Origin of the sequence: Sodalis glossinidius str. 'morsitans', assembly GCF_000010085.1 — a bacterium.
Classification (GTDB): Bacteria; Pseudomonadota; Gammaproteobacteria; order Enterobacterales; family Enterobacteriaceae; genus Sodalis; species Sodalis glossinidius.
On record NC_007712.1, the window covers coordinates 2,942,731 to 2,967,540 of the forward strand.

General features: G+C 57.0%; 13 protein-coding genes and 11 pseudogenes. 14 read left to right on the forward strand and 10 right to left on the reverse strand.

Annotation, left to right across the window (positions count from 1 at the left end; translation table 11 throughout):
• Positions 1–34: 34 nt before the first annotated feature.
• On the forward strand, positions 35–1,513 hold the full coding sequence (locus SGP1_RS15665; RefSeq protein ID WP_011411553.1) for a tetratricopeptide repeat protein: 1,479 nt from the start codon (positions 35–37) through the stop codon (positions 1,511–1,513).
• A gap of 292 nt (positions 1,514–1,805) precedes the next feature.
• Here the strand turns inward: SGP1_RS15665 and hda are convergent, their stop codons facing one another.
• Entirely contained in the window at positions 1,806–2,534 is a 729-nt protein-coding gene (gene hda / locus SGP1_RS15670) for a DnaA inactivator Hda (RefSeq protein ID WP_041867090.1), read from the reverse strand.
• 211 nt (positions 2,535–2,745) lie between these two features.
• On the opposite strand from hda, the pseudogene SGP1_RS27895 reads away from it, so the two are divergent.
• Positions 2,746–3,281, forward strand: a pseudogene (locus SGP1_RS27895) (transposase); the annotation flags it as partial.
• On the opposite strand, the pseudogene SGP1_RS15685 reads toward SGP1_RS27895, so the two are convergent.
• Both SGP1_RS15685 and upp read right to left on the reverse strand, forming a co-directional pair.
• Positions 3,281–3,745, reverse strand: a pseudogene (locus tag SGP1_RS15685) (solute carrier family 23 protein); the annotation flags it as partial. The pseudogenes SGP1_RS27895 and SGP1_RS15685 sit on opposite strands and share 1 nt — an antisense overlap.
• A 57-nt stretch (positions 3,746–3,802) precedes the next feature.
• Positions 3,803–4,429 (reverse strand): uracil phosphoribosyltransferase, encoded by a 627-nt coding sequence (upp, locus tag SGP1_RS15690; RefSeq protein WP_011411555.1) that lies wholly within the window; start codon positions 4,427–4,429, stop codon positions 3,803–3,805.
• A gap of 230 nt (positions 4,430–4,659) precedes the next feature.
• On the opposite strand from upp, the gene purM reads away from it, so the two are divergent.
• From purM to SGP1_RS30020, 3 genes and pseudogenes are all read left to right on the forward strand, one after another.
• A complete protein-coding gene (gene purM / locus SGP1_RS15695; protein ID WP_011411556.1) occupies positions 4,660–5,697 on the forward strand; it encodes a phosphoribosylformylglycinamidine cyclo-ligase in 1,038 nt (345 codons plus the stop codon).
• Positions 5,697–6,335, forward strand: a pseudogene (purN, locus tag SGP1_RS15700) (phosphoribosylglycinamide formyltransferase). The gene purM and the pseudogene purN overlap by 1 nt, the downstream one beginning before the upstream one ends.
• A gap of 473 nt (positions 6,336–6,808) precedes the next feature.
• The gene (locus SGP1_RS30020) at positions 6,809–7,138 is read left to right on the forward strand and encodes a hypothetical protein (RefSeq protein ID WP_148203543.1); all 330 of its coding nucleotides are present in this window, start codon (positions 6,809–6,811) and stop codon (positions 7,136–7,138) included.
• 1,068 nt (positions 7,139–8,206) lie between these two features.
• Here SGP1_RS30020 and pstB read toward each other — a convergent pair.
• The 3 pseudogenes from pstB to SGP1_RS27900 all read right to left on the reverse strand — a co-directional run.
• Positions 8,207–9,025: pseudogene (gene pstB / locus SGP1_RS15705) on the reverse strand (phosphate ABC transporter ATP-binding protein PstB).
• A gap of 16 nt (positions 9,026–9,041) precedes the next feature.
• Positions 9,042–10,515, reverse strand: a pseudogene (locus SGP1_RS15710) (phosphate ABC transporter permease PstA).
• A gap of 94 nt (positions 10,516–10,609) precedes the next feature.
• Positions 10,610–10,978, reverse strand: a pseudogene (locus SGP1_RS27900) (ABC transporter permease subunit); the annotation flags it as partial.
• Positions 10,979–11,208: 230 nt separating this feature from the next.
• Here SGP1_RS27900 and SGP1_RS30845 point away from each other — a divergent pair.
• Complete coding sequence (locus SGP1_RS30845) at positions 11,209–11,505, forward strand: hypothetical protein (protein ID WP_083764853.1); 297 nt, start codon at positions 11,209–11,211, stop codon at positions 11,503–11,505.
• 283 nt (positions 11,506–11,788) lie between these two features.
• Here the strand turns inward: SGP1_RS30845 and SGP1_RS15720 are convergent, their stop codons facing one another.
• Positions 11,789–12,067 (reverse strand): hypothetical protein, encoded by a 279-nt coding sequence (locus SGP1_RS15720; protein ID WP_041867094.1) that lies wholly within the window; start codon positions 12,065–12,067, stop codon positions 11,789–11,791.
• A gap of 83 nt (positions 12,068–12,150) precedes the next feature.
• On the reverse strand, positions 12,151–12,360 hold the full coding sequence (locus SGP1_RS15725) for a hypothetical protein (protein ID WP_041867095.1): 210 nt from the start codon (positions 12,358–12,360) through the stop codon (positions 12,151–12,153).
• 131 nt (positions 12,361–12,491) lie between these two features.
• Between SGP1_RS15725 and ppk1 the strand changes: the two genes are divergently transcribed.
• From ppk1 to yegD, 6 genes and pseudogenes are all read left to right on the forward strand, one after another.
• Positions 12,492–14,561: a polyphosphate kinase 1 gene (gene ppk1, locus SGP1_RS15730; RefSeq protein ID WP_011411560.1), complete on the forward strand. Its 2,070-nt coding sequence runs from the start codon at positions 12,492–12,494 to the stop codon at positions 14,559–14,561.
• Positions 14,562–14,564: 3 nt separating this feature from the next.
• Positions 14,565–16,121 (forward strand): exopolyphosphatase, encoded by a 1,557-nt coding sequence (gene ppx, locus SGP1_RS15735; protein ID WP_011411561.1) that lies wholly within the window; start codon positions 14,565–14,567, stop codon positions 16,119–16,121.
• A gap of 238 nt (positions 16,122–16,359) precedes the next feature.
• Positions 16,360–16,533 (forward strand): YfgG family protein, encoded by a 174-nt coding sequence (locus SGP1_RS27910; RefSeq protein WP_083764855.1) that lies wholly within the window; start codon positions 16,360–16,362, stop codon positions 16,531–16,533.
• 116 nt (positions 16,534–16,649) lie between these two features.
• The gene (locus SGP1_RS15740) at positions 16,650–18,086 is read left to right on the forward strand and encodes a magnesium transporter (RefSeq protein WP_041867096.1); all 1,437 of its coding nucleotides are present in this window, start codon (positions 16,650–16,652) and stop codon (positions 18,084–18,086) included.
• Between the two features lie 180 nt (positions 18,087–18,266).
• Positions 18,267–18,804: pseudogene (locus SGP1_RS15745) on the forward strand (SDR family oxidoreductase); the annotation flags it as partial.
• A 64-nt stretch (positions 18,805–18,868) separates the two neighbouring features.
• A pseudogene (gene yegD, locus SGP1_RS15750) lies at positions 18,869–19,725 on the forward strand (molecular chaperone); the annotation flags it as partial.
• A gap of 172 nt (positions 19,726–19,897) precedes the next feature.
• Here yegD and SGP1_RS15755 read toward each other — a convergent pair.
• Both SGP1_RS15755 and SGP1_RS36650 read right to left on the reverse strand, forming a co-directional pair.
• Positions 19,898–21,463: pseudogene (locus SGP1_RS15755) on the reverse strand (urease subunit alpha).
• The gene (locus SGP1_RS36650; RefSeq protein ID WP_050747742.1) at positions 21,460–21,645 is read right to left on the reverse strand and encodes an urease subunit beta; all 186 of its coding nucleotides are present in this window, start codon (positions 21,643–21,645) and stop codon (positions 21,460–21,462) included. Before SGP1_RS36650 ends, SGP1_RS15755 begins: the two are co-directional and overlap by 4 nt.
• 374 nt (positions 21,646–22,019) lie before the next feature.
• On the opposite strand from SGP1_RS36650, the pseudogene mdtD reads away from it, so the two are divergent.
• Positions 22,020–23,376, forward strand: a pseudogene (gene mdtD, locus SGP1_RS15765) (multidrug transporter subunit MdtD).
• Positions 23,376–24,751 (forward strand): annotated as a pseudogene (baeS, locus tag SGP1_RS15770) (two-component system sensor histidine kinase BaeS). Before mdtD ends, baeS begins: the two co-directional pseudogenes overlap by 1 nt.
• The last annotated feature ends 59 nt before the right edge of the window (positions 24,752–24,810 follow it).

Sequence of the window (24,810 nt, forward strand, 5' to 3'; positions counted from 1 at the left end):
GACGGCCGGCCGCCGCCGGCAAAATGGGTCATCTATGGTTACTCGCTTGAAAAAAAGCCTTATCACGCTGGTGCTGACAGCGTTGGCCAGCACGTTCCCGGCGCACGCAGACGAGATTCAGGACAATTTGCCGGATATGGGGACCACCGCCGGCAGTACGCTAAGCATTGGCGAAGAGATGCAAATGGGGGACTATTTCGTGCGCCAGCTGCGCGGCAGTGCCCCGATTATCAACGATCCACTGCTTGATCAATACATCAATCATCTGGGAGGCACGCTGGTGGCCCATGCCAACTCGGTGCGTACCCCCTTTCATTTTTTCCTGTTGCGTAGCGACGAGCTCAATGCGTTTGCCTTTTTCGGCGGTAACGTGGTGCTGCATTCGGCGCTGTTTAACTATACCGACAACGAAAGCGAGCTGGCGTCGGTCATGGCCCATGAATTGTCCCACGTCACCCAGCGTCATCTGGCGCGCGCCATGGAGGAAAAGCGTCGCAGCGCCCCGCTGACCTGGGTCGGCGCGCTAGGCTCCATTCTGCTCACCATGGCCAATCCGCAGCTGGGCATAGCCGCGCTGTCCGGCACCATCGCCGGCTCCGCGCAGGGCAACATCAGTTTCACCCAGGCCAACGAGCAAGAGGCGGATCGCATTGGTTTGCAGGTACTACAGCGGTCCGGTTTTGATCCCCAGGCGATGCCGAACTTCTTGCAGAAACTGGCGGATCAGAACCGATATTCCACCGCGCCGCCGGAAATGCTGCAAACCCACCCCTTGCCGCTAAGCCGGCTGGCGGATACCCGCAACCGCGCCAACCAGATGAAGCATATCGTTATCGACTCATCCCAGGACTTTTATCTGGCGAAGGCGCGCATTCTGGGAATGTTCGGCTCCAGCGACAATCTGTTGCGCAACGATGTGCTCGAAGTCTGGAAAAAAGGCAACGCCCGCCGACAGCTGGCCGCGCAGTACGGCCAGGTGATTTTGTTTTATCAGGCGAAAAAATACGACGATGCCAAACGTACGCTGCAGCCTTTGCTTACCCGACAACCGTCCAACATCTGGCTAGTGGATTTGATGACCGATATCGATCTGGCGCTGAAACAGGCTCCGCAGGCCATCAGCCGCCTGGAAGCACTGGTACGCGGCAATGAGAGCGATGCCAACCCAGTGCTGCTGCTCAACCTCGCCAATACTTACGTCGAGGGGCATCGCTATAGCGATGCCGTGCGGATCCTCAATCGCTATACCTTTTCCCATCCCGACGATACCAATGGCTGGGATTTACTGGCCCAGGCGTGCGCCGGTCAGGGTCTGGGCGATCAAGAGCTGGCGGCGCGCTCCGAGCGGCTGGCGCTGATGGGACAGTTGGACCAGGCGGTACGGGCGTTAAGCGAAGCCAGTAGCCGGGTGAAACTGGGCAGTTTGCAGCAGGCGCGCTATGACGCGCGTATCGATCAGCTCAGGCAGTTGCAGTTGCGCTTCGCGCAGTATAACAAAGGCGCACGCCGATAGTTACGCCGCAGGCAACCTGACCGGGCACGCGCTAACGCTTGGCAGAATCTTTCGAGGCCAGCACCCGCACCGGTTTGGAAGAACGGTGAGACATGCCAGCACCTGGAGCCATACAGGCGCCGCCTTATGGCACCGCTGGGCAAGGTACCCGGGCAGGCGATCCCGGGCGCAGAATGCCAACAGGCAGGATGCAGTAACGCAGGGAGAGTTCAGCGTCAGCCCTGCACGGAATAGGTAATATAAGCCGCCCGCAGCGCTCATCCTGCCGATACAGGGTTATAAGGCGTACCCCCTAAAGGTTCAGAATCGCTTTCACGAAGGGAATGGTCAGTTTGCGCTGGGCGCGGATAGAGGCATGGTCCAGCTGATCCAGCGTCGCCGACAAGGTGCGCATATCCCTTTCCAATCTTTTCAGCAAGAAACGGCTGACATCCTCCGGCAATTCGAAGCCGCGCAGTTTCGCCCGCATTTGCAAGGCATAGCCCTTTTCCTCATCGGAAAGCGGCTGCAGGCGATAAATTTGCCCCCAATCTAGGCGCGAGGCCAAATCTGGCAAGCTGAGATTCAATTGGCGGGGCGGACAATTGCCGCTGATAATAAGCCGGGTGCGCCCGGTTTCCTGAATGCGGTTATAGAGGTTGAAAATAGCCATTTCCCACGGCAGGTCGCCGACGATACATTCGATATTATCCATCGTCACCAGCGCCAGTTGCTCCATGCCCTCCAGCACCTCTGGAACAAACCAGGTTCGCTTGTCCAGCGGCACATAACCTACGGCCTTTGCGCGCGCCGATAGCGCCGCGCAGGCGGCATGCAGCAAATGGCTGCGGCCACCACCCTTACGCGACCAGAAATAAAGGTAGCTGCCGTGTTCGTGGTCCAGCATAGCCTGCAACGCCGCCAGCAACGCGCCATTTTCGCCAGGATAAAAGCTGGCGAAAGTTTCGTCATCGGGTAAATAGAGCGGTAAAGAAAGCTGCACCGGCGTGTTCAGATGTACCTCTTGCGTTCTGGCAAAGATCCTTTCCAGTTTACCATAACTTTACCGCGCCGCGAGGACGGCGCGGTACGGCCATCAGGAGGGCGTGCCTTCATCGGGTTCCAGAATTTTCTCTTCACCACGCAGCAACGTGATAACACGGAATATCAGGCTCAGCGCGATACTCACTATGATAGCCAACACCATGCCCTTCAGTTCGACGGGCCGAGATGAATAAAAGTCTACCCTACAGGTGTCTCCGCAGAACCAGATATTACCAGTGAGCCCTTGCATGAACTCATCCGTCATGGTGCCAGACAACTGATGGCCGCCGTCGTTGAGGCTGAGCTCGAAGCCATGCTGAACGCCGTCTTGACGATGGGCGTCATGCCGTCGTCCGTAACGGTTATTTGCCACAGCGAACCATACAGACGGGTATTGGCGATGTTGAAATTAAAGTGCCTAAGGTCAGGGATCGCAGCGGCGACGGAATATGCTTCAACAGCGCGTTGCTGCCGCCTTATCTGAAGCGAGCAAAAAGCGTCGAAGCGTTGCTGCCATGGCTGTATCTGCGAAACATATCCACCGGTGATTTTCATGAAGCCCTGGGGGACGCTACTCGGTGAAAAAGCCCATGGCCTCTCCGCGAGTACCATCAGCAGACTGAAACAGCAATGGCTTGAAGTGCACAGGCAATGGTGCCTGCGTGATTTAAGCGATACGCGCTACGTTTATTTCTGGGCTGATGGCATATACAGCCATGTCAGGCAAGATGATCGCCTTTGCCTGGGGATGATGGCCAGGAAACCGCGGAACAACACCGAGCCTAGCACCGTTACGCCGAGGGTCGCCATGGAAATGGCCACCGTGGTGCCGTCCACCGGCGCATCGGCGCTCGGCAGCAGGCCCGCCATATTAGCCGCGACGCCGGCCTTCTTCACGATAAGCCCCACCACGCAGAACAACGCGCCGCAGGCGATGAATCCCCGTAGCGCCAGCTCATAGCTCAGCGGCAATACCGGCGAGATGAAGGCAAAGCTGGAGCCGAGATAAGCGGGAATTTTGCCCTTGCAAATGAAAAGATACAGCAAGGTACCGATGCTGTTAAACAGCAGGACGGTGCCGGGGTTGATTTTGAATAAAATCGGCACCAGCACCGTGGCGCCAAATATGGCGAACAGGTGCTGCAGACTCAGCGGGATGGTTTTCAGCGGCGGCGGGCGTTCCGACACCCCGATGGCGCGACGGGTCATGGTGACTTTCCTCAGAATTCAGGGTCAAAAAAAACCGACTCAATGGCCGGTTCAGGGTTATTTGGTACCAAAGATTTTGTCGCCCGCGTCACCCAGGCCCGGCATGATATAGCCTTTTTCGTTAAGTCCCTTATCGATAGCCGCGGTATAAAGTTCCACGTCGGGATGCGCCTTTTCCAGCGCCGCGATGCCTTCAGGCGCCGCCACCAGCACCAATACCTTAATACAGGGGCAGCCGGCTTTTTTCAGTAAATCGATAGTGGCGATCATCGAGCCGCCGGTCGCCAGCATCGGATCCACCACCAGAGCCATGCGCTCATCGATACTCGACACCAGTTTATGAAAATAAGGTACCGGCGTCAGAGTGTTTTCGTCACGGTAAACGCCGACCACGCTAATACGCGCGCTGGGCAGATTTTCCAAAACACCGTCCATCATGCCGAGCCCGGCGCGCAAAATCGGTACAACGGTAATTTTTTTTCCTTTGATTTGATCGATTTCAACCGGCCCGCACCAGCCCTCGATAGTGACCTTTTCGGTTTCCATATCGGCGGTCGCGACATAGGTCAACAGGCTACCCACTTCCGACGCCAGTTCGCGAAAGCGTTTGGTACTGATATCGTGAGCGCGCATCAACCCCAGCTTGTGTTTCACCAGCGGGTGTTTAACCTCAACGATCTTCATATTATCTCTCCCCTAGAGCACTGAACGGTCAAAAAAATCGCGAGATTATAACCCCTTTTCCCCGTCGCACCACATGAGTTTGCCTGATCTTGATCAAGGCTTTAATGGAATTACTATAGTCAATAAAAAGGCCGGCTCGAATGCAACAGCTCTCGCAAACGATTGCCCACGCTGTTAGAATTGGCAGCGCCCCATTTTAAGCAACAGGTTATCTCCTTGGAGATCTTGCAGTGACCGATAAAACCTCTCTCAGTTACAAAGACGCAGGTGTGGATATCGATGCCGGCAACGCATTGGTAGACCGTATCAAAGGTGTTGTGAAACAGACCAAACGCCCAGAAGTGATGGGCGGGCTGGGCGGCTTCGGCGCCCTGTGTGCGCTGCCACAGAAGTATCGCGAGCCGATTCTGGTTTCAGGCACCGACGGCGTCGGGACCAAACTGCGTCTGGCCATGGATTTGAAACGCCACGATACTATCGGCATCGACTTGGTGGCAATGTGCGTGAACGACCTGGTGGTTCAGGGCGCCGAGCCGCTGTTTTTCCTCGATTATTATGCCACCGGCAAACTGGACGTCGATACCGCGGCCGCGGTGATAACCGGCATCGCCGAGGGCTGTAAACAGTCCGGCTGCGCGCTGGTCGGCGGCGAAACGGCGGAAATGCCCGGCATGTACCACGGCGAGGATTACGACGTCGCCGGCTTCTGCGTCGGCGTAGTGGAAAAAGCGGATATCATCGACGGCAGCAAGGTGCAGGCCGGCGATACCCTGCTGGCGCTGGCCGCAAGCGGCCCTCATTCCAACGGTTACTCGCTGGTGCGTAAGATTTTGTCCTTCAGTCAGACCGACCCCGAACAGACGCAGGTAGAAGGCAAATCGCTGGCGGACCATCTGCTGGCGCCGACGTGCATTTACGTCAAGGCGCTGCTGTCCCTTATCGCGCAGACCGAGGTACATGCCATCGCGCATTTGACCGGCGGCGGCTTCTGGGAAAACATCCCGCGCGTTCTTCCGGCCGGTACCCAGGCAGTGATTGATAAAAACAGCTGGCAATGGCCGGCGGTTTTCCGCTGGCTACAGCAGGCCGGCAATGTGAGTCGCCATGAAATGTACCGCACCTTTAACTGCGGCGTCGGCATGGTCATTGCCGTGCCCGCGGATAGCACCGCCAAAGCTCTGGCTATCCTGGCCGATCTGGGCGAAACCGCCTGGGTGCTCGGCCAAATTCACCCCGCCGACGGCGAGCATCAGGTGATCATCCGCTGATGAAACACCTGGTCGTGCTGATTTCAGGCGAAGGCAGCAACCTCCAGGCGCTGATTGATGCTTGCCAGCAGGGCAAGATCGCGGCGGTCATCAGTCATCGCGCCGACGCCGACGGGCTTACGCGCGCCGCGGCCGCCGGGATCGAGGCCAAGACGCTTAGCCCGGCGGATTTCGCCAGCCGTGAAGACTACGATCGGGCGCTCGCCGCCCTTATCGACCGCTACTCGCCGGCTTTATGCGCATTCTAACCTCGGCCTTTGTCGCGCGCTATACCGGCCGCATGCTCAACGTACATCCCTCGCTGTTGCCGCGCTATCCTGGACTGCATACCCATCGCCCAGGCGCTTGCCAACGGCGATGCCGAGCACGGTACCTCGGTGCATTTCGTCACCGACGAGCTGGATGGCAGCCCAGTAATTTTACAGACGCGGGTACCCATTTTTGCGCAAGATGATGAGCAGATACTGGCGCAACGGGTGAAAACCCAAGAGCACGCCATCTATCCGCTGGTCATTAATTGGCTGCTAACGGGCCGGTTATCGCTGCGCGATAACGTCGCCTGGCTGGACGGCGCGCCTCTGCCGACCGCCGGATTAAATCTACTTAGCCCGCCTGCGTGGGAGCCGAGGCGCTGTTAATCGCATGCCATGATCAACAGCGCCTCAGTGTTATTCACCGTAAGCCCTCACCTCGCCCCGCAATACTCCCCTTCCAGAGAGATGATGGCTGAAACAATCCTTTCCCCAGGCACGTCCAGGGTGTACCGGAATGAACGAAACGGGTCAGTAAGAGGATGTCTGCCCTTGAGTTCAACCCTAATTGGTTCAGAAAATATTACCGTCCATCACCTGATTATTATAGATATTATTCAAATGCTAACATTGTAAAAGTAAAATAAGCTGCTCCTATGGCTCTAATATTATCGCGCATTGAACCAGGGTGTAATTAATGCCGAAAGCGCACGGTATAGGCTAAGAACAATTACATTATTTTATTTGAAAGTAAATAGTGTAATTAGCCAATATAAGAGTTAACTCCCCCCCGGTTTTATTTTATTTTTTAGCAAAAAAAGCTGATATATTTTCATCTCCACATTAACCCAGAGGTGAAAATGAAAACATTAAACCATGCCTTCCATCATGTAAAAGCCCATTATTTTAAAAGTACTAACTCAGCGGCAAAATTAGCCCATAACATGTCTAAAGGAAAACTACGAGAAAAGGATATCACCTACGCCAAAAAACTGTTAAGCGTGAAACAAAGCTCATTAAAGCCTAATTCCCTTAAAAGTGAAAAAAGAAAGCTGAAGTACAACGCTTTAGCTAGCAGCCTTCCCATCAACCAACAAACGTGCGATTCTATCAAAAACCTATCTCATTTAAGATTTCTGCTGTATAAAACTCTAAGCCAAATAAATAACCCTTACTGTCTGATGCTTTGAGAACGGCCTTAAAGGACTTTAAAACAAATCCTGATGAAGCCTATAAAAAACATTTAGGTAAAAATTATCATTCTGGAAAACCTGAAAATAATCCTTCAATTGTTGAGTTCTTTACCCTACACGGAAAAAGCAAAGGAGGTTACATCAATTAAATGCCTTAATAAGGCAACCAGCGCTTAAGCGGTTGTCTTACCGCTTTAGGTAAAATTTACCTCGCATGGCTTAGCATTGTAAATAAATACTCTATACTTGAGCATTCCAATTAAGCTTATTTGCCTAAGCCGATACGAGATGAGTTTGACTATTTACCTCAATCTACTGCATAAGAGAATATTATTTCTATGCTGAGTAAATTCAATTCAGGGTAGATTCCGCTTGAGTCATAACACTCGACATTATATCACCTGTTAGCAAAATTGTTATTTTGGAATAAATCTGATCTTGCAATCCCATTATCCGTTCAGTCGCAGACTATGACAGACAGACGGAAGAAAATAAAATCCCCTCCTCATCTTGCTCTCTAAGTCATGCGTAGTGGACTAAGCACGACTGGCTACCGGTGGACACATTGTGACTTAAAATGAGGATTTGGCGTCAGGCCCTGATGCGCTTGTTCGGAGAACAGACCACAACGCTGGGTTTCGCTGCTGCGATTCAGGAAATTATGCGTCATTATCGCAAGAATAAGCGCTTGTACAGGCCATATCGGCGTCGATGAAGTAGGTTTTGCGAAAAAAGAGAATGCGACGTAAAAATGTCCGTTAGCCCAGTCGGTATCTTAAACGGGCGCCACTCGCAGCATCAACACTTCAGCATTAATGTTGTTTCCCTCATCGATTGCGCGAAACCACCGTATCGACTGCGTGCAGCCACAGGTAGCGGTGGCTGAGGGCGCAGGCTCGGCGTTCGGTGATTTAGTCTCGCCGCCCATTGCCCCTGACGCTGGCCTTGTGGGTTCGCCATGGGCAGCGTTACGTCTTATCCAGTCTTCCGCACGGTCGCCGACCTGATAGCCGTCCTTTGCTCATACCGATAATGCAGCAATGAAACCCGACCGGCGGATAACCGCTAGCGCAGCCGGCCGGTGATATATTCCTCGGTTTTGCGCTGCGCCGGGGCAGTAAACAGCCGGTCGGTGGCGGCATATTCCACCAGCTTGCCCTGATGCAAAAAGGCGGTATAGTCGGAAACACGCGCCGCCTGTTGCATGTTATGCGTCACCAGAACCAAAGTGAAATGGGCTTTGAGCGAGATCATCAGCTCTTCGATGGTCAAGGTGGAAATAGGATCCAGCGCCGAGGTCTGCTCATCGAGCAGTAATACTTCCGGCTCGATGGCGATAGCGCGGGCGATCACCAGCCGCTGTTGCTGGCCGGTGGACAGTTTGAAGGCGTTATCCCGCAGGCGATCTTTAACCTCATGCCACAGCGTCGCCGCGCGCAACGCTCGCTACGCGGCGTCGTCCAACAGCCTGCGTTCGCCGATACCCAAAAGCCGTAGGCCGTACAATACGTTGTCATAAATGGATTTGGGAAACGGGTTGGGCCGCTGGAAAACCATTCCCACCCGCCAGCGCAGCGCTACCACCTCCTGACTTGCATCATAAATGTCCTGCCCTTGCAAACGCACCGCGCTGCTAATCTGGCAGTCGTCGCTCAGGTCATTCATGCGGTTAAAGCAGCGCAGCAGCGTCGATTTACCGCACCCAGAAGGGCCGATCAGGGCGGTAATTTGCCCTTTGGCAATGGGCAGTGAGATATCGTCCAGCACCAGACGATCGCCGTAACGCACCCGCAGGTGTTCGGTTTCCAGCGCCAGCGCCGATGGCGACACCCCGTCTGGCGAGGCGATCTCGCCGTTCGAGAATAAAGAGGGGACTAGCGACATAACGGCCTGTTCTCCATCATAACGTTAACGCTCGGTATTTTTCACGCAGCCGGTGGTGCAGACCGATCGCGGCCAGGTTCAGCCCCACGACAATGACAATCAATAACAGCGCGGTGGCGAACGCCAGCGGCTGAACCGCATCACCGTCCTGACTTTGGAATGCTAAATCGTAGATCTGATAACCGAGATGCATAAATTGCCTTTCGGGGTGAAGACAAGGAAACTCGCCGTCGAGCGGCAGCTTCGGCGCCGATTTGATGACCCGACCAACATTAGCGGTGCGGCTTCCCCAGCCGCACGCACCACCGCCAGAATAAGGCCGGTCATTATCGCCGGCGCCGCGCCCGGCAATACTACCCGCCATAACGTTTCCAACTGGGTTGCGCCGAGCGCCAGCGTCAATGCTGCACATAATAATCCGGGCGTACCGAATGTCGGGGCCGGTAACGCCTCGGCATAAAACAGTTTATCCAGCGAGCCGCCGACCGCATAGACGAAGAATCCCAGGCCGAAAATGCCGTAGACAATCGACGGCACGCCGGCGAGGTTGCCCACCGCGATACAAATAAGCCGGGTCAAACCGTTTCGTCCTGCATATTCATGCAGATAAATGGCCGCCATCACCCCAAACGGCATGACCAGCACCGACATTAGCATCACCAGCAACAGCATGCCGACAATCGCCGGAAAAACGCCATTGCCCTCGCGGGCGGGGTCATCAAAGCTGACGAAACGCCAGGTTTGCGCAGTCAGATGGCGCAGTTTTTGCCCCAGGTTCATCGCGTTGAGATACCACAGGCTGTCGATATCGCTTAACGCAATGATCTGGCGCTGGCCTTGCGCATCGGCGAGGATCAGCTGTACGCGCCCCCGCTCACGCTCAATACCGGCAAGTTGTTCACTCAAATCGTCATAGGCCGTCTGCAGTTCGTTAAACGCCGCACGCTGGGCGGCCTGTTGCTGCTCGGTGAGCGCGCCCTGATGATGCAACATGCGTTGTTGCTCCTGCTGAAGCTGCTGCGCCCGTTTCACCCGCACCGCGTTTCGCTGCTGTTCTACCTGCGCCGCCAAACGGCACTGTGTGGCGGTCAACCGCAGCCGTTGATCCAGCGCGGCGGTGAGCGGCTGTCCGTCCTCGTGCATTCCGGCAAGATAGCCATAAAGCTGTGCGCCGCTACGGCGCTGCACCACCAGCACATCGGCCGGTAACCGGCTAGAGCGAACCTCAGCTGCCGGTACCCAATAACGATCCTGCGGCCGATTACCGGTATTGATGAACCAGATCTCGCACGCCGCCGGTGCATGCGGCCGCTGTACCTCAGCACGTACGCCCAGCAGCACGCCGGAGAGCCTGAGAGTGTAAAGCGGTAAATCGGCTGCGGCCAGAGCAGTTGCAGCGATTGACTCACCAGCAGCGCCAGTAGACTCAGGCTCACCGCGCCGGCGGTCAACCATACCCACGGCCGACCCGAGCACCACAATGCTTTCATAAGGCCCCCCGTCAGGCTGACAATAGCGGTGCTGCAGACGCAAACGTAACAGTTCCGCTATGCTGTTAATAATAAAGGTAAATACCAGCAACAGCAGCGCACTGAGAAACAGCACCCGGTAATGCTCCGAACTGCGCAACGCTTCGGGGATTTCAATGGCGATATTGGCCGCCAGCGCGCGTAAGCCCTGCAAAACGCTGCCATCGACACGCGGCAGGTTGCCGCTGGCAATTAGCACGATCATCGTCTCGCCCATGGCACGGCCGAGTGTCAGCATAAAGGCCGACACCAAACCGGCGCTGGCCGCCGGCAGCGGGACTCCCATCAGGGTCTGCCAGGGGGTCGCGCCCAGCGCCAGCGACCCCTGGATCAGGCGCGTCGGTACACCGAACAGCGCTTCTTCGGCGAGGGTGAACAGTAACGGAATGAGCGAGAAGCCCAGCGCGATCCCCCACCAGCGCATTGAGCGGGTTGTAGTTGTCACCTAAAACCTGCGACAGCGGCATACCGAACAGCAAGCACTCGAGCGGCGGCGCAAGAGTAAAACATCCCCACAAGACGAGCGCGATAAGCTGCAACAAGCATAGACATTCCAGCCCGGCAGGCCAACGGCGGCGCCAGCGCGGCGGTAGGCGACCGGCCAGATACGCCACGGCAAGAATAAGCAGCGGCAGCAGCACCGGCAACAGCACGATGCCGCCGAGCGCAGCGGCCAAATTCGGCACGAGCCACAGGCCGGCTATCACACCGACGATCACGCTCGGTACCGCCCCCATGATCTCCATCGCCGGCTTGACCCAGCGGCGCAGTCCGGCGGACATGAACCAGGCGCTGTACATGGCGACGACCAACGCCAGGGGCGTGGCGAAGAGCATGGCGCAGGCGGCGGCTTTCAGCGTGCCAACCGCCAGCGGCACCAGACTGTATTTGCCCGCCGCAAAACTATCGCCGGCCGGCGTGGACTGCCACACCCACGCCGGTGACGGATAGCCGGGATACCAAATCTTCTGGTTCAAAGTGCTCCAACTGAGTTCCATTGAGCCGGGCGACAGGGTACATACGTGCCACGCATCAGGGCCGGCGCTCACCAGCTGGTTCCCCTGGGGCGACAGCGCTGCCAGCAGCGTTCCGCGGTGCCCCCCCGTCTGCGGATAGGGTTCCGGCAAGCACATCGCCGCGTCCGTCGGCCTGCTTTTTCACGGCGGATACTCCCTCGTCAGGCCGCGCACTCCCCGGCAGCGTCAGGCGACCACGGGGGTGTGCATCGCGCGTGCTAAACAAGGTTAACCGTCCCCCTGCGTCGAGTACGGCGAAACCACCCCGGCGCGCCGGCGCCGTCATCCAGGGTAACGGCATAAGTAAGAATCGGGGTCAATTGCGGTCCGTCATCCCGGGCGGCGTCAAACCACAGCGACAGATGGCCGTCGCCGTCGCGCACCAGCAAAGCCCCTTCCACCGGCAGCATAAACAGCGATAACGGGCCTGCCGCGGCCAGCGGCCAGCGGCCAGAGACTGAGCTGACTACCGGAGAGCAGATAAAGCAAACGGCCATCGGGCGACAACAGCAGGCAGTCTACCTCTTGGCCCGCTTGGGTTAGCGGCTGACGCTGGACCGCTACGGTGCCGGCGGCCGCGCTATCGAAGCAGGCCAGTATCCCCCTGCCCCAAAGCATCGGTCAGCCAGTAGAGCGGTTGTCCGCCGCTAGCTCTAGCGACGTGCGTCGGTTGCGCCAGCAACGCTACCGGCTTGAGGGCGTGAGCGCCGTTCAGCGGACGGGCAAGCCCCTGGCCGGCACGATCTATACCCCAGGCCCAGCCGGCGGCGGCATCTGCGCCCAGCGTCAATTGTTGCCTGTAAGAAAATAAGATAACAATCTTTGGCCGGCGTTTGTGGGTTATGTTGGACTTTACCGCCCGGGAGACGATAATAGCTTAACGCAGGATTTTCCCTTCCTGAACAGATCAATGGAGTGGAAATGAGTCAAAAAAAGCTCTATATAGAGAAAGAATTAAGCTGGTTGTCTTTCAATGAACGGGTTTTGCAGGAAGCTGCTGACAAAAGCAATCCGCTCATTGAACGCATGCGATTTCTGGGCATTTATTCCAATAATCTGGATGAATTTTACAAGGTCCGTTTTGCCGAGCTGAAACGGCGTATTTTGATAAGCGAAGAACAGGGTACCCGAGGCGCCTCGCGCCATCTGCTAAATCGTATCCAGGCCAAAGTGCTCAACGCCGAGCAGGAATTTGACAATCTGTACAACGACCTGCTGCTGGAGATGGCCCGCAACCAGATTTTCCTTATCAACGAACGGCAACTGTCTCCCCGCCAGCAGGATTGGCTGCGTCAGTACTTTAAACAACAGCTGCGCCAGCATATTACCCCGATTCTGATACAGCACGATACCAACCTGGTGCGGTTCCTGAAAGATGATTACACCTATCTGGCGGTGGAAATTATCCAAGGTCAGACGCTGCGCTATGCCCTGCTGGAAATTCCTTCTGATAAGGTGCCTCGCTTTATCAATCTGCCGGTGGAATCGCCCCGCCGCCGTCGGCCAATGATTCTGCTGGACAATATTTTGCGCTATTGCCTGGATGATATTTTCACCGGTTTCTTCGATTATGACGTGCTCAACACCTATTCGATGAAAATGACGCGGGATGCCGAATACGATCTGGTCACCGAAATGGAATCCAGCCTGCTGGAGCTGATGTCCTCAAGCCTGAAGCAGCGACTGACCGCAGAGCCGGTTCGGTTCGTTTATCAGCGGGATATGCCTAACGCTATGGTAGAGATGCTTAAGACCAAACTTGGTATCTCATCCTATGATTCGGTTATCCCCGGCGGGCGCTATCATAATTTTAAGGACTTCATCAGCTTCCCCAACGTCGGCAAAGCCAACATGGTTAATCGCCCGCTGCCGCGATTGCGTCACGTGTGGTTCGATAAATTCCGCAATGCCTTCGACGCCATTCGCCATCATGACGTCCTGCTCTACTTCCCCTACCACACCTTTAGCCACGTGCTGGAACTGCTGCGTCAGGCGTCGTTCGATCCCAACGTTCTATCGGTCAAAATCAATATATACCGCGTCGCCAAGGATTCGCATATCATCGACGCGATGATCCACGCGGCGCATAACGGGAAAAAAGTGACCGTGGTGGTGGAGCTGCAGGCCCGCTTTGACGAAGAAGCCAATATTCATTGGGCCAAGCGGCTTACCGAGGCCGGCGTTCACGTTATTTTTTCGGCCCCGGGGCTGAAAATACATGCCAAGCTGTTTCTGATTTCCCGCCGCGAGGGCGACGATATCGTGCGCTACGCACATATCGGTACCGGCAACTTCAACGAGAAAACCGCCCGTCTGTACACCGATTATTCTCTGTTGACGTCCGATGCACGCATTACCAATGAAGTGCGGTGGGTGTTTAATTTTATCGAGAACCCCTACCGCCCGGTCAGGTTCGATTACCTGATGGTATCGCCGCAAAATTCGCGGCATATGCTGTATCAAATGATCGATCAGGAAATTGCGAATGCGCAGGAGGGCAAAGCAGCAGGCATTACCCTCAAGGTGAACAACCTGGTGGATCAAGGCTTAATCGACCGTCTCTATGCCGCTTCCGGCGTGGGAGTGACTATCAGCATCCTGGTGCGCGGCATGTGTTCGTTAGTGCCGGATTTGCCGGGCATCAGCAATAACATCCAGGTGACCAGTATCGTGGACCGTTTCCTGGAGCACGATCGGATCTATGTGTTTGAGAACGGCGGTGATAAAAAGGTGTTTCTTTCTTCCGCCGACTGGATGACCCGCAATATTGATTATCGCATCGAGGTGGGGGTAGCGCTGCTGGATCCGCGGTTAAAACAGCAGGTGCTGGATATTCTGGCGCTGTTGTTTAGCGATACCGTTAAAGCCCGATATATCGATGTCGATCTCAACAACTATTATGTTCCACGCGGTAACCGCCGCAAAGTACGCGCGCAAATGGCCATTTATGATTATATCAAGCAACTGGAAAACGCCGGAGAGCAGGACTAATTTATGCTCTTAACATCGACGACCATACCCAGGCCGGAAGAATTCGCCGCCATCGATCTCGGATCCAACAGTTTCCATATGGTGGTGGCGCGCGTCGTCAACGGCGCCATGCAGGTACTGAGCCGCCTGAAACAACGCGTACATCTGGCCGACGGTCTTGATGCAGATCACCGCCTGAGCGACGAGGCGATGGAACGCGGCCTGAGCTGCCTCGCCCTTTTCGCCGAGCGCCTGCAGGGCTTTTCGCCGTTGCGGGTCATGATCGTCGGTACCCATGCTTTACGGGAAGCGGTTAACGCGCAGATCTTTCTCGACCGGGCCGCGACGGTAATCCCCTACCCCATCGAAATTATTTCCGGTCATGAAGAGGCGCGCCTGACATTTATGGGCGTCGAACACACCCAGGCAGAAAAGGGCCGCAAGCTGGTTATCGATATCGGCGGCGGGTCTACCGAGCTGGTCATCGGCGAAAACTTCGAGCCGCTGCTGGTGGAAAGCCGTCGCATGGGCTGCATCAGCTTTGGCCATTTTTTTTTCCCCGACGGCGAGATAAGTCCGGCCAATTTCCACCGGGCACGGCTGGCGGCGGCGCAAAAACTCGAAACGCTGGCCTGGCAATACCGCATTATGGGCTGGCAGGTGGCGCTCGGTGCTTCCGGCACCTTTAAAGCGGCCTGCAAAGTCTTGACCGAAATGGGCGCCAAAGACGGTTTGATCACCCCCGAGCGGCTGGAAATGCTGCGTGACCAAGTGCTTCAGTTCACTCACTTCACCGCGCTTAGCCTGCCGGGCTTATCCGAGGAGCGCAAAGCGGTATTTGTTCCAGGGCTCGCCATTCTGTGCGGCGTGATGGACGCGCTGGCCGTCAAGGAGCTTAAGCTGTCTGACTGCGCCCTGCGCGAGGGCGTGCTGTATGAAATGGAAGGCCGGTTCCGCCACCAGGATATCCGCATGCGCACCGCGAAAAGCCTGGCGGAGCATTATAACATCGACAGCGATCAGGCCCGGCGGGTATGGGACACCACCGGCGCCCTGTATCTGCAATGGCAGGCTCAAAACGCCGATCTCGAGCAGCCACAACTCGCGGCGCTGCTCAAATGGGCCGCTCAGTTGCACGAGGTGGGACTGGGCATTAACCACAGCGGTATGCAGCGTCATTCGGCCTATATTTTGCAGCAGACCAATATGCCCGGTTTCAATCAAGAGCAGCAATTGCTGCTGGCGACGCTGGTGCGCTATCACCGTAAAGCAATCAAAATAGACGATCTTCCCCGCTTTAACCTGTTCAGAAAAAAGCATTTCTTACCTTGCCTGCAATTGCTGCGTCTGGGCGTGCTGCTCAATAACCAGCGTCAGGCGACGTCCCCGGTAACGGTGCAGCTTACGACAGACGTTAATCACTGGACGTTGACATTTCCTACCGGTTTTTTTGCGCAAAATAACCTGATGCAGCTGGATTTGGAGCGCGAGCAGGCCTACTGGGCGGATATTCCCGGCTGGTGTTTGCAGGTACAAGAGGCCGAACCCGACGCCGTCGCTGACGCGGTATCGCCGCCGTGAGCCGGGCACAAACCGGGGGGCGAGAGGATAACGGCGCCGCCAGTGGCCTTAACGTTTCCGCGAGGCGCTGCGGTACCGCTGCGCCACTCACCGAGCTTACTTGCACTAAGCTTCCCCGACGGGAGGCACCGAGGTGTCGCCTTCTTGAAACGGCGCCGGCTTATGCTCTACAATCGGCCCATCAACCCGTTTCCGCCTCGGCCCGTAAGAGGCCCACCTTTTGAAAGCGGCATTGCGCATGCGAAGACGACCCACCACCGGGCGGATGACCCGCTGGATATTGCTTATCAGTTTTATCATTCTCTTGGGCCGTCTGCTGTATGCCACGGTGGGCGCCTGGCACCATCACCAAAACAAACGCGTCACGCCGGCGGAACAGACGGTCAAACCCACGCCGCCTGAGCAACCCTGACGCCCTTGAAGGGGCACGACCGCGCCAAATCCACCGTCTTTTGACAGAGTTACGCTATCTTTAGTGAGTGCGAGTCTATCTTCATCGTCCGGCCAGCCGGGAGGGAACAGGGAATTATGCCAGCCGTAAAACATCAGGCCCCGCAACTTGCCGAACTGCGGCACCAAACGTTAAGCGTTTTACTGGCAAACCGGCCGCTTATCGACAGTATCCTCAACCACCCCACGCGAGAACCGGCCGGCGATAACCGTCCTATACTGGATCAAACCGCCGAACTGCTGGCAATTGTGCGCCAGCTTCACGCCGCGGATCTTGCGGACTTGCTGGAAAGCCTGCCCCACGACGAGCGCCTGGCGCTGTGGCGGCTGGTAGACAACAATAAGCGCGGGAAAACCCTGGTAGAGGCGTCGGAGAACGTCTGGGAAAGCCTTATCGCTGAGATGTCCAACCGCGATATTCTTCACGCCATCAGCCCGCTGGATGTGGACGAACAGGCCTATCTGGCCCGTTACCTGCCGCGCGATTTGGTCGGACGGATGCTGACCGCTCTCGAACCGCAACGCCGTTCCCAGGTGCGTGAAATGATGCATTTCGATCGCGAAAGTGTCGGTCATCACATGGATTTCGAGTTGGCGACGGTCCGACCCGACGTTACATTGACCACGGTACAGCGCTGGCTGCGCTGGCGGAAAAAGCTGCCGGAGAACAGCGACAAGCTCTTTGTTGTCGATCGTCATAACACTCTGGTCGGTGAATTGACACTGTCTGCGCTGCTGCTTAATCCGCTGCACCGGCGGGTAAGCGAGGTGATGGACGCACATCCAACCACTTTCCATCCTGATGATCGGGCGGAAGACGCCGCCGGCGCCTTTGAACGTTACGATATGATCACCGCGCCGGTTATCGACAGCAAAGGCAAGCTGATGGGCCGGTTAAGCATTGAACAAATGGTCGACGTTTATTTTGAAGAGAGTGATAGCAACCTTCGCAGGCTGGGGGGGATAAGTCCGCAGGAGGACATTTTCGCGCCGGTACGTAAAGCGGTGCGCACCCGCTGGACCTGGCTGGCGTTGAATCTTTGCACCGCATTCATCGCCTCGCGCGTCATCGGCCTGTTTGATGGCACCATCGCCCAACTAGTGTCGCTGGCGGCGCTGATGCCCATCGTCGCCGGCATCGGCGGCAATACCGGTAATCAGACCATCACCATGATTGTCCGCGCAGCGGCACTGCATCAGCTGGAAAAGGGTAACGCCGGCTTTCTCATCCTGCGCGAGCTCGGGGTAGCGGTCATTAACGGACTGGTCTGGGGCAGTATCATGGGCATCGTTACCTGGCTATTATACGGCGAAGCTGGTCTCGGCGGCGTGATGATGCTGGCGATGTTGCTTAATCTGCTGCTGGCGGCGCTGATGGGCGTCTTAATCCCGCTGTTGATGATCCGTATCGGCCGCGATCCGGCGGTAGGTTCAAGCGTCATGATCACCGCCATTACCGATACCGCCGGATTCTTTATTTTTCTCGGCCTGGCGACGCTATTCTTGATTCGTTAAACGGTGACAGCCCACCATGCTGATATTCAAGACAATTTTCGGCCATGGCTTCGTCAGTTCCACCGAAAGGATAGTGAGATGGAAAAAGTGACGCTGATTACCGGCGGGTCGCCGAAGGCCATTGGGTATGCCTGAGTTATTTGTCGCACCGAGAGCAAGCCTAGCGGGTGGTAGAAGAAATCCAGCGGCAAGGCGCTGGCGCTACAGGTGGATATCGCCAATGAGTCAAGCGTGCAGGCGCTTTTCGCCGAGCTGGATAGCCGTCTGCCGCCGATAAGCGGTTTGGTGAACAATGCCGGCATTTTATTGCCCCAATCGGGTATAGAACAGATGGATGCCGCCCGGGTCAACCATATTCTCACGACCAATGTCACCGGTACGGTCCTTTGCGCGCGTGAAGCGGTGAAACGAATGGCACGGCGGTAACGGCGGCACTATTGTCAATGTCTCCTCGGCCGCGGCGCGTCTTGGCGCCCCTCATGAATACATCGACTATACCGCCTCTAAAGGTGCGGTGGATACGCTAACCGTAGTGCTGTCCCGCTAGGTGGCGAGTCAGGGGATCCGCGTGAACGGCGTCCGCCCGGGGTTTATCGACACCGATATGCATGCCGCCGGCGGGGAGCAGAGGGAGGTCGCCGAAGCCATCGCCTGGCTGCTATCGGAGCGGGCCTCTTACTTGACCGGCAGTTTTATCGATTTAGCTGGCGGCGTTTAGGCCGGGATTGTAGCCCGGTCGCTTTGCGCTAAAGTCTCCCGCCTCATCGGCATGGGAGGCAGTAATGTTTATTGGCTTTGACTACGGCACCGCCAACTGTTCGGTAGCGGTCATGACGGAAGACACACCGCGGCTTTTGCCGCTGGAGGGCGACTCGCCCTTTATGGCATCGATGCTGAGCGCCCCCACACGCGAAGCCGTCAGCGAATATCTGCATCGTTTCTGGCACCTCCCTACCGGCAGCGATGAGAACTAGTTGCTGCTTACGCGGGCAGCATCCCGCTACATAACGACAGCCTGCAATTCGGCAGTCAGGCCCTGGCCAGCTATATCGCCGATCCCGAAGACAGCTATTTTGTAAAATCGCCAAAATCATTTCTCGGCGCCAATGGCCTGAAACCGCAGCAAATCGCCCTGTTCGAGGATTTGGTATGCGCCATGATGTGCCATATCAAGCGCCAGGTGGAAGCGCACGTGCAGGCCACGATCACGCAGGCGATGATCGGCCGGCCGATTAACTTCAAGGGTAGCGGTCTGGAGGAAGCCAATCGTCAGGCGCAGGGCATTTTGCCGCGCGCGGCTCAGTGGGCCGGCTTTCAGGAGGTGGCCTTTCAATATGAGCCGGTCGCGGCGGGGCTGGATTTTGAAGCCGGCCTGACCGCGGAAAGCCGGGTGCTGGTGGTGGATATCGGCGGCGGCACCACCGACTGCTCACTGTTGCTGATGGGCCCGCGCTGGCGTGAACTGCGCGACCGGCAGCACAGCCTGCTGGGACACAGCGGGTGCCGGGTGGGCGGCAACGATCTAGATATTATGCTGGCGTTCAAGCAGTTGATGCCGCTACTGGGGATAGGCGGCGCGACGGAAAAATGGCTGGCTCTCCCTGCCCTGCCATTTAACCGCGTATCCAGTTCCAGCGTCGCGCTGGCGGTAACGGTAACGGTAACGGTAACGGTAACGGTAACGGTAACGGTAACGGTAACGGTAACGGTGTGAGCATGGTCAAGGCGTTGGGTCAATACAATCATCCGCAGTTCCTGTCGGCTTAAAAAAGAAAATAACGCTGCGCCATCGGCAGCAGCGCGGCCGATTCTCAGGTCAAGAGTTGACCGTTGGCGCGCACCTGATACGTTTGCGCATCTACCTCGATAATGTGCTGCCAGTGATTATTGATCATGTCTTGCTTACGCACCGTCCTGCACTGGCGTACCTCGCCTATCAGGCTGGCAAGCCCGAGCCGCGCAGGTAAGCCGTCTGCGCGCGCTGCCGCCGACAAAAATGTCATACGTGTCGCCTGCAGGGCGCCTCCCAGCGCGCCGAACATCGGCCGGTAATGCACCGGCGGCGGCGTGGGGATGGAGGCGTTGGGATCGCCCATCGGCGCCGTGGCAATCACGCCACCTTTGATAACCAGAGCGGGCTTGACGCCAAAGAACGCCGGCGACCACACAACAAGGTCCGCCAGTTTGCCCCCGTCGCGATTGAACCCACTTCATGGGCAATACCGTGGGTGATCGCCGGATTAATGGTGTATTTGGCAATATAGCGTTTAACGCGGAAATTATCGTTATCGCCACGCTCCTCCGGCAGTGCGCCGCCTGCCAGGTATGCAATATGACTTCACCGACCCGTCTCATCGCCTGGGAGTCGGAAGACAGCATCGAAAAGGCGCCCAAATCGTGCAGAATATCCTAGGCGGCGATGGTTTCACGGCGAATACGCGGTTCGGCAAACGCCATGTCCTCGGCGATGCCGGCATCCAGATGGTGGCAGACCATCAGCGTGTCCAGATGCTCGTCGATAGTATTGACCGTATAAGGCATGGTGGGGTTGGTGGACGAAGGAAGAATATTGCTCGCGCCGCAGACGCGGATAATATCCGGCGCGTGGCCGCCGCCTGCCCCTTCAGTATGGTAGGTGTGAATCGTGCGATCGCCGCCAGCGTATCCTCGACAAAACCGGCTTCGTTTAGCGTATCGGTGTGAATAGCAACCTGCACATCATAGCGATCCGCCACGCCAAGGCAGCAATCAATCGCCGCCGGGGTAGTCCCCCAGTCTTCATGCAGTTTGAGACCGATAGCGCCTGCCAGTACCTGCTCTTCCAGCGCCGCCGGCAGCATACGGTCCAGATACCAGGGTCCCGGAGTACAGGTGGTGGCGTTCGTGTCGGCCACGGGGCCGGTTCCGTCGCCGATGAGGGTCGTCACGCCGGAGCATAGCACCCTCTTGCGCCTGCTGCGGGCAGATAAAGTGGATATGAGCATCGATACCGCCGGCGGTGACAATTTTCCCTCCTCCGCCACTACCTTGGTCCAGGGGCCGATGGGCACCGTAACCCCCGGTTGGACATCCGGATTGCCGGCTTTGCCGATGCACAGGATACTGCCGTCCTTTACGCCGATATCCGCCTTCACGATACCCCAGTGATCGATAATCAGCGCGTTGGTGAGGACCAGATCGACGCAGTACGCAGCGGTCATTTACCCCTGCCCCATCCCGTCGCGAATCGCCTTACCGCCGCCGAATTTGACCTCTTCCCCGTAACAGGTGAAATCTTGCTCGACTTCAACCCACAAATCGGTATCCTCCAGCCGTGCGGCGTCACCGGTGGTGGGTCCGAACATGTCCGCATAAGCACGCCGGGAAATATGGCTCATGACTCTGCCTCCGGTTTGCCCATGATGTGTGCGCGAAAACCATACACCTCCCGTTTGCCGCCGTAGGCCACCAGGTTCACATCCCGCGACTGGCCTGGCTCAAAACGCACTGCGGCATCGCCGGCCAGGTCACCTGTGAGGCGGATAGGCGAGATGCTTGACGCGGGAGGAGAGACCTCCATATTTCCTCCATTTTTCCCCTATCGTCATTGGCTACACTTAATAGCATTTTACAGCGCAATTAACCTGAACCGTGCAAACGGCCAGGTCTGAGACCCAGCATCAGACCACCGGCAAGGCGCGATGTTCTGATGCCGGCGCAACATGGCTTACGACACCAACGCGAGCGCGCTGGGCGGCACCCCTGCCGCCAAAGGCTATTTTTTTGATACACTCTGTGCGCAGCAGCACCGCCGGCGTTCCGTCACCCATGTCCTAAGAGGGGTAATCGCATTTTATGTTCAGGCTTTTGTTTCGTCCCCGTACAGAACACATGTAGCCCGTTCAATCCGCAACGGTGCGCTGGCAGCTCTGGACCGTAGCCTTCGGCTTCTTTATGCAAACGCTGGACACAACTATCGTCAATACGACCCTGCCCTCAATGGCGCACAGCTTTAACGAAAGCCCGCTGCGCATGCATTACGTCATCGTCAGCTATGTCCTGACGGTGGCGGTAATGTTGCCCGCCAGCGGCTGGCTGGCGGATCGTTTCGGCGTGAAGAAAGTGTTTTTCAGCGCCATTGTGCTGTTCACCGTGGGCTCGCTGCTGTGTGTGTGCGCCACGAGCCTGCAAGAGCTGGTGCTGTCCCGCGTCATGCAAGGGGTCGGCGGCGCGATAATGGTACCGGTCGGGCGACTGACGGTCATGAAGATCGTGCCGCGGGCGCAATATATGGCGGCGATGGCCTTTGTCACCCTGCCCGGCCAGATTGGCCCGCTGGTGGGACCGGCGCTCGGAGGTTTTTTTGGTGGAATATGCCAGTTGGCACTGGATATTCCTAATCAATCTGCCGGTTGGGATCATCGGCGCCATGGTTACCTGGTGGCTGATGCCGAATTACACTATGCAGACCCGCCGTTTCGATTTTGGCGGCTTCCTGCTGCTGGCGCTGGGAATGGCGACGCTGACGCTGGCCCTTGACGGACATAAGAGCCTGGATCTCGGCTTGAGTAACGTGACGGCGCTCGTGGGGGTCGGCGTGCTGGCGCTGCTGTGCTATTACCTGCATGCGCGCGGCAACGATAATGCGCTTTTTACCTTGCGCCTGTTCGATACGCCCACTTTTTCCCTCGGCCTGACCGGCAGTTTGCTGGGCCGGATCGGCAGCGGTATGCTGCCGTTTATGACACCGCTATTTTTGCAACTAGGACTCGGCTTCAGCCCGTTTCACGCCGGGCTGATGATGATACCGATGGTCATCGGCAGCATGGGGATTAAACTGCTGATAGTGCAAATTGTTAACCGTTTTGGTTATCGGCATGTGCTCACCGGCGCTACGCTGGGTCTTGCCGTGATCAACCTGATTTTTCCGCTGGTGGCGCTGGCGGGCGGGCTGTACGCGATTCCGGTGGTACTGCTGTTGCAGGGCATGGTCAACGCGATGCGTTTTACCTCGATGAACACTCTGACCTTAAAAGATCTGCCGGACACGCTGGCCAGCGGCGGCAACAGTCTGTTATCGATGGTCATGCAGCTGTCGATGAGCCTCGGGGTAACCATTGCCGGCATCCTGCTGGGCCTGTTTGTACCGGCCCATCCCCTGGACGGCAACACCAATATGCACGAAGTGTTTATCGCCACTTACCTGTGCATGGCGGTCGTCATCGCGCTGCCGGCGCTAATTTTCACCCGCGTGCCGGCGGATACCGGACAAAACGCGACGCTCGCCGGGCGTAACGGCGAAGAATCATGATGCGCTCAGGTATCACCACCAAGCTGTTCTTCGCACTGTTCGCGACCTGCATGCTGGTGGTCATCACCATACAGTGGGGCGTCAGAGTCAGTTTCGAGCACGGTTTCATCCACTATATCAAACGCAGTAATACCCAACGTATCAGCCTGCTCGGCAACGCCCTGGCGGAGCAATACGCCCTGCACGGCAACTGGGAATTTCTGCACAATAATCAGCAGCTGGTGTATCAACTGCTACACTCGTTTGAACAAAGTGCCGAAGAGAGCAGAGATTTACCGCCCACGGCTGGCGTACCCAGATTTGGGTACTGGACAACCGGCAGCGCAAATTGGTCGGCCCCCCGCCGCAGGAGGGGCCGCGCTATGCTATCCTATCCGCGCCGAGGGCCAGATTGTTGGCTGGCTGGTCTCCATACCGATAGAGCGGCTGACCCGCAATGCCGATATCACTTTTGACACACAACAGCGGCGCACCAGTTGGTTTATCGTGGCCCTTGCCGGTTTACTGGCGGCGGCATGGTTTACCCCCGCGGTCTGCTGGCCCCGGTCAAACTCCTTATTATGGCGACCCACCGGCTGGCCGCCGGCGATTTTTCAACCCGGGTGCCGGAAAGCTCGCGCGATGAGCTGGGCCGGCTGGCGCGGGATTTCAACCTGCTGGCGATGACACTTGAAAAGAATCAGGCCACGCGCCGGGCGTTTATGGCCGATGTCTCCCACGAACTACGCACGCCGCTGGCGGTGCTGCGCGGTGAACTGGAGGCGTTGCAGGACGGCGTGAGGCGTGCCAGCCCGGAATCGCTGAACTAGTTCCTGGGCGAGGTGGCGCTGCTCACGAAACTGGTGGCGGATCTGCACCAGCTTTCCCTATCGGATTCCGGCGCGTTGAGCTACCGCAAAGCCCGGCTGGATCTGATAGCGCTGCTGGAAAGATCACTGGAGGGATTTGCCGATCGTTTTCAGCAAAAAGGCATCGTGCTCAGCCAGCAATTACCGCCGGCGGTGACGGTGTTCGGCGACGCCGAGCGCTTGAGCCAATTGTTTCATAATGTGCTGGAGAACAGCCTGCGCTATACCGACGAAGGCGGCCAATTGCGGATTGTCGGCGACCTCGATAACCACGTGCTTATCCTGCGCTTTTACGACAGCGCGCCGGGGGCGAGCCGCAACAGCTGCCGCACATTTTTGAACGCTTTTACCGCACCGAGGCGTCACGCAATCGCGCCAGCAGCGAATCGGGACTGGGTCTGGCTATCTGCCACAACATCGTCGATGCCCACCGCGGGCGCATCAGCGCCGCAGATTCGCCTTTAGGCGGTGTGCAAATCACGCTAGAATTACCGCTCGACCCCAGACCTGTAATTGCCTATGACTGAAGAGACAACCGCTGCGCCAATTATCCTTTTTTGCCCGGGATCAAGCCATGGGCGAATAA